Annotated in this window: 6 protein-coding genes; 5 read left to right on the forward strand and 1 reads right to left on the reverse strand. The window is 64.2% G+C overall.

All coding sequences use genetic code 11. The features are described 5' to 3' along the window. The first annotated feature begins 183 nt into the window (after positions 1–183). Positions 184–687, forward strand: coding sequence for a YfbM family protein (locus VLE48_15290; protein HSA94376.1), 504 nt, complete (start codon positions 184–186; stop codon positions 685–687). Here VLE48_15290 and uvrA read toward each other — a convergent pair. After that, complete coding sequence (gene uvrA / locus VLE48_15295) at positions 671–3,481, reverse strand: excinuclease ABC subunit UvrA (protein HSA94377.1); 2,811 nt, start codon at positions 3,479–3,481, stop codon at positions 671–673. The two genes, VLE48_15290 and uvrA, sit on opposite strands and share 17 nt — an antisense overlap. A 169-nt stretch (positions 3,482–3,650) precedes the next feature. Between uvrA and VLE48_15300 the strand changes: the two genes are divergently transcribed. The 4 genes from VLE48_15300 to VLE48_15315 all read left to right on the forward strand — a co-directional run. After that, complete coding sequence (locus VLE48_15300; protein HSA94378.1) at positions 3,651–3,869, forward strand: hypothetical protein; 219 nt, start codon at positions 3,651–3,653, stop codon at positions 3,867–3,869. A gap of 86 nt (positions 3,870–3,955) precedes the next feature. Then, on the forward strand, positions 3,956–4,147 hold the full coding sequence (locus tag VLE48_15305; protein ID HSA94379.1) for a hypothetical protein: 192 nt from the start codon (positions 3,956–3,958) through the stop codon (positions 4,145–4,147). A 25-nt stretch (positions 4,148–4,172) separates the two neighbouring features. Then, positions 4,173–4,649: an NUDIX hydrolase gene (locus tag VLE48_15310; protein HSA94380.1), complete on the forward strand. Its 477-nt coding sequence runs from the start codon at positions 4,173–4,175 to the stop codon at positions 4,647–4,649. A gap of 115 nt (positions 4,650–4,764) precedes the next feature. Beyond that, positions 4,765–5,854 (forward strand): CHASE2 domain-containing protein (locus tag VLE48_15315; protein ID HSA94381.1); only part of this gene is annotated, 1,090 nt, incomplete at its 3' end.

Below are 5,854 nucleotides of genomic sequence, written 5' to 3' on the forward strand. Positions count from 1 at the left end.
CGGCGAGGCGGGCTCGGCTGCGCCCGGAACTTGCGGATGGGGATCGGGGTAGGAAACCACGCTTTTTCGTTCGGCCTAGGCCGCTTCTCGAATGTACACGAAGCCAGGGCTTTGCTCTAACAGTTGCTGCAATACAATCTATTCGATCCCAAGCCAAAGGCATGTTCCGAAAGGAGCAGAAAGATGGCTTGTCGAGGGGTATTCTTCGCTATCACGAGTGATGATGCTCAGCGTTTGATCACAGCCACGAGCGATGCGGCAGTCCTCACGATCGTCCAGGAAGAGATTGAGCAGGCATGGGACGAAGGGCATCTTCAGGAGACAGACAAGGCCTGGGATGCCATGCATCGCTGTCTCACGGACGGCACGCTCCGTCGGAATCAAGGCTTGTATCCCCTCGACCATTGCGTTTTGAATGGCCGGCAACTACACAAGGGTAGCGAATACATAGTCTCGTTTCTCGCACCCAACGAAGTTCGTGATGTGGCTCTTGCACTTCAGCCGATTTCCAAGGATTGGTTCCGCGAGAAATACTTCCGAATCGATCCCGAAGATTACGGAGTCCCGTTGGTACCCTTTAACGAAGACGACTTTGAATATACCTGGGCCTACTTTGAGGAGGTAAGAGAGTTCTACTCAAAGGCTGCCAAAGAAGGCAGGCACGTGATCTTCACCGTCGATCAATAGCTACGCGGCCTTCGCTGGCTTGCCGGTTGCTCTGTGCCAGCGCCTGCCCGGTGTGTGACTTCTTCACCCGCGCCACCTGCTCGGGAGTCCCTTGCGCCACAATGCGGCCGCCCTCCTCGCCGCCCTCCGGGCCCAGGTCGATCACCCAGTCCGCCGCCCGGATGACGTCCATGTGGTGCTCGATGATAATCACCGTGTTGCCCAGGTCCACCAGCCGCCGCAGCACATTCAGCAACTTGCTCACGTCGTCGAAATGCAGCCCGGTCGTAGGCTCGTCCAGAAGATAGAGCGTGCGCCCGGTCTGGCGTTTGCTCAGCTCGCGCGCCAGCTTGATGCGCTGGGCTTCGCCGCCGGAAAGCGTCACCGCCGATTGCCCCAATTGAATGTAGCCCAGCCCCACATCCACCAGCGTTTGGAGCTTCTGGCGTATCTGCGGAATGTTCTCCAGCAAGGGAAGGACGTCGCCTACCGGCGTCTCCAGCAGGTCGGCGATGGAAGAGCCCTTGTACTTCACGGCCAGCGTCTCATGGCTATAGCGCCGCCCGGCACAGACCTCGCACTGCACGTACACGTCGGGCAGAAAGTGCATCTCGATGCGGCGCTGGCCCTCACCCTGGCAGGCTTCGCAGCGTCCGCCGGTCACATTGAAGGAGAAACGGCCGGCCTTGTAGCCGCGCTCCCGCGATTCCGGCAACAGCGCATACAGGTCACGAATGTGGGTGAACACGCCCGTGTAGGTCGCCGGGTTGGAGCGTGGCGTCCGCCCGATGGGCGACTGGTCGATGCGAATGACCTTGTCGATGTGCTCCACGCCCGCCAGCCCTTTGTGTGCACCCGCCTCTTCGCGCGAGCGGTAGAGCTTGCGGGCCAGCGCCAGATAAAGGATGTCGTTCACCAGCGTCGATTTGCCCGAGCCGGAGACCCCGGTGACCACGGTCATGACGTTCAGCGGGAAGCTGACGTCCAGGTTCTTAAGGTTGTTCTCGCGCGCGCCCAGCACGCTGAGCGCCTTGCCGTTCACCGCCTTGCGCTCCGCCGGAACCGGGATAGTAAGGTCGCCGGCGATGTAGCGGCCGGTGAGCGACCCCGGAGCTCGCATGATCTCCTCCGGCGTCCCGGCCACCACCAGTTCGCCGCCGTGGCGTCCGGCGCCCGGGCCCAGGTCAACGACGTAGTTCGCGCGCCGGATGGTCTCCTCGTCGTGCTCCACCACCAGGACCGTGTTGCCCAGGTCACGCAGCGACTCCAGCGTCTTGAGCAGGCGGTCGTTGTCGCGGGCATGCAGGCCGATCGAGGGCTCATCCAGCACGTAGAGCACGCCGCGCAACCGCGACCCGATCTGCGTGGCCAGGCGCACCCGCTGTCCTTCCCCGCCGGAAAGCGTGGCCGCGGAGCGGTCCAGCGAGATGTATCCCAGGCCCACGGCGTTCAGGAACTCCAGACGCTCCACCACCTCGCGCAATACCCGCCCGGCGATGAGCGTTTCGCGCTGGTTCAGCCGCACCTTGCGTGCTGCCTCGATGGCGCGCGAGACCGGCAGTGAAGTGAACTCGGCGATGGACATCCCGCTCACCCGCACCGCCAGGCTCTCGGGCCGCAGGCGCTTGCCGCCGCAGGCCGGGCACTTCGATGCCGACATGTACTGCAGCAGCCATTCCCGATAGCTCTCCGAACTGGAGTCCTCCAGGTTCTGCCGCAGGAAGGCCAGCACGCCGCGGAAGCCCACGCGCTTGGGCTCCTTGTCGCCCGGCCCGTAGAGGATGAGGTTTTGCGTCCTGGCGGGAAGTTTTTCGAAGGGCGTTTTCAGGTCGAATTCGTAGGCCGCGGCCGCCAGCCCTACCATGCGTTGCAGGTTGGCGGAACCGGAGCCGGGTCCCAGCCCTCCCTCGAACAAGGGCTTCGACCAGTCCACGATGATGCGCGCCGGGTCGAAGTCGTAGCGGCTGCCCAGGCCGTCGCACTCCGGGCAAGCGCCGTATTTGCTGTTGAAGCTGAACAGCCGCGGCTCCAGCGTGGGCACGCTGATGCCGCACACCGTGCACGCCATCTTCGCGGAGTAGAGATGCTCTTCGCCGTCCACCACCGCCACCTGCACCAGGCCGTCCGCCAGCTTCATGGCGATGGCCACCGCGTTCTCCAGGCGCCGCTCGATCCCCGCCTTCACCAGCAGCCGGTCCACTACCACCTCGATGGTGTGATTGCGCCGCTTGTCCAGGCGAATCTCCTCGTCCAGGCTGCGCAACTCGCCGTCGATGCGGGCCCGCGTGAACCCCGCCTGCGCCAGCTTTTCCAGCTCTTTCTTGAACTCGCCCTTGCGGCCGCGCACCAGCGGAGCCAGGATCATCACCCGCTCTTCCGGCTTGAGCGCCATCACTCGCTCGACGATCTGCTCCGCCGACTGGCGCGAGATGGCCCGCCCGCAGCGCGGACAGTGCGGCGCGCCCACCGACGAGTACACCAGCCGCAGGTAGTCGTAAATCTCGGTGATGGTGCCCACCGTGGACCGCGGGCTGCGGCTGGTGGTCTTCTGCTCGATGGAGATGGCGGGCGAAAGGCCGTCGATGGCGTCCACGTCCGGCCGCTCCATCTGGTCCAGGAATTGCCGGGCGTAGGCGGAAAGCGTCTCCACATAGCGCCGCTGCCCCTCGGCGTAGATGGTGTCGAAGGCCAGCGAGGACTTCCCCGACCCGCTCAGCCCGGTAATGACGGTCAGCGTGCCCCGGGGGATGGTGACGTTGATGTTCTTGAGGTTGTGCTGCCGCGCGCCGCGGACCGTGATCTCCCGGATAGGCATGAACAAAACCGGCGCCGTACAGGCAGCTTCAGAAAGCGCCGCGCACAACGCTACGCGTGTATCTTATTTGTTAACACCACGGCCGGTCAACGCGGGTAGAGTAGTGCTGGACGTTCCCCCGAGCGCTGGATGGTTTTCACTGGGTACTGGGTACTCGGTACTCGCATGCATGGAACATTGCTGCCAGATGCTGCAGGACGCCGTGGATGGCGAAGCCATCGTCAACGCCCCGCGCTCCCGCATGGAGGGAAGGCTGCTGAACGAGGTGGATTCCGACTACGCGGTTCGCTCCGCCGATTCGCGGCCGAACGTGTATCCTATGAACTTCTGTCCCTTCTGCGGACGCGCCATTTCGCGCTCCATCTGGAACGCGGAGAAGAAGAAATGATGGCGGCAACCTTCCGGGTTCGTTCGGGGTCTAAAGCTGCAAAGGGGCCCGCTGGCAACTGGCAACGGGGTACTGGCAACTAGAACATGCGCACTCTGTTGGTTTCAGGCACGGTGTTTCTTACCATCCTGTGGGCGCTGGCCCTGGGTGTCCTCTGCGGCTATGCCGCCCTGCTGGGCGTTTTTCGCATCCTGATGCCCAATCGCCGGCCGCCGGAAGAGCAGCGTCCCGCCGGCCTGAAAGAGATGGTCCAGGCCCCCTCCGGTGGGCGCACTTGAGCCCCCACCCAAGCCACCTGCCTGCATGAATCGCGCCTACCCGCAGCGTCCCCTGGTCGGTGTGGGTGCGGTCATCGTGGATGCAGCCCGCGTGGTCGTAGTGCGCCGCGCCGGTGAACCGCTCAAAGGCCATTGGTCCATCCCCGGCGGCCTGATCGAAGCCGGCGAAACTCTGCAAGCCGCCGTCGTCCGCGAAGCCAGGGAGGAGACCGGGCTCACGGTGCAGGTGGGCGAATTGCTCGAGGTCTTCGACCGCATCACGCTCGATGCCGAAGGCAAAGTGCAGTACCACTTCGTCCTTCTCGACTTCCTTTGCCGTGCCGTCTCAGGCGAACTGAAGGCCGGAGGCGACGCCGCCGAAGCCCGCTGGCTCACCGCCCAGGAGCTGGCCGGTTTTCCCATCGCTCTCGACGCCGCCGAAGTCTTGCGCAAGGGCCTAAAGCGCGCCGAGCATGACCGCGGCGACCGTTTCCTGGAAGAAATCAAGAACCCACCGCAGTAGATTCCGGTAGCTTTGTCATTCCGAGCGAAGCGAGGAATCTCTACTTCGGGATGAGGCCTGCGGGAAATCCTGCCGCCTTCCTCCCCTCCCGTGATAAAAACTCCCATCACCGCGCGTGAACCTGCTGCGCCAACTCGTCGCCCGTCTGGCCGCTCTGCCCGCCCGGCACGTGAGCCTGGCCATCTCGCTGGCCGTGACCCTGGCCGGCCTGCTGGTCTTTACGTTTGCCAACGTCAGCGGCGATCCGCGTCCCGGCTTCGCCTTCGTGCAGCACATCGAATTGCGTTCGCTGGACGCGCGCTTCAACCTGCGCGCCCCGCGCCCGCCTGACCCGCGTATCGTCATCGTGGATATCGATGAGAAAACGCTGCAGCGCATCGGCGCCTACCCCATCGCGCGCAGCGCCTACGCCCGCCTCATCGACCGCCTGCACCAGGATGGCGCCCGGCTGGTGGCCTTTGACGTGGCTTTCCCCACCCCGGAAAAGAACTCCGCTGTCGAAGCTCTGACGCGTCTCGAAACTGAGGTCGGCAGCAACGCGCCGCCACCGGTGCGCCAGAAGATCGCCGCGCTTCGCACCTCGAGTGACAACGACCGTCTGCTGGCGGAAAGCATGCAGCGCGCCGGCAACGTCATCCTGGGGCACGTGTTCCTGGGCCCGGAGCGCGCCGAAGCCGTCTCGCCCGAAGCCGCCGAGGCCTACTTCAACGTGGCATGGGGTGAGGCGTTTCCCAACGTGCACCCGCTCAAGACCGGCGTCGCCTTCAACATGGGCGAGGCTTGGGCGGAGCACGGCGGCCAGGTGGCCTCGGCAGTCGAGGCCAACATTGTGCCGTTGGCGGAGGCCGCGCGGTCTTTCGGCTTCATCAACAACGATCCCGACGCCGACGGAACTATGCGTCGCGCCCCCCTGCTCATCCGCTACCAGGACCTGGACTGGTATCCCTCGCTGGCTTTCCAGGTTGTGCGCGAGGGCCTGGAGATCCCGGATCAAGACCTTGTCGCCCATATCGCAGATACCGGTCTGGAACGCATTGAGTTCGGCCCCTACACCCTTCGACCCCGTCTGGACAGTACGGTGCTCATCAACTATGCCGGGGCCTACGGCACCTATCCTCACTATTCCATGGTGGACGTGATCGAAGGCAGCGTGCCGGCCGCCACCTTCCGCGACAAGCTCGTGCTGCTCGGTCCTACGGCTCTAG

The organism is Terriglobales bacterium (assembly GCA_035454605.1).
Classification (GTDB): Bacteria; Acidobacteriota; Terriglobia; order Terriglobales; family Acidobacteriaceae; genus DATMAB01.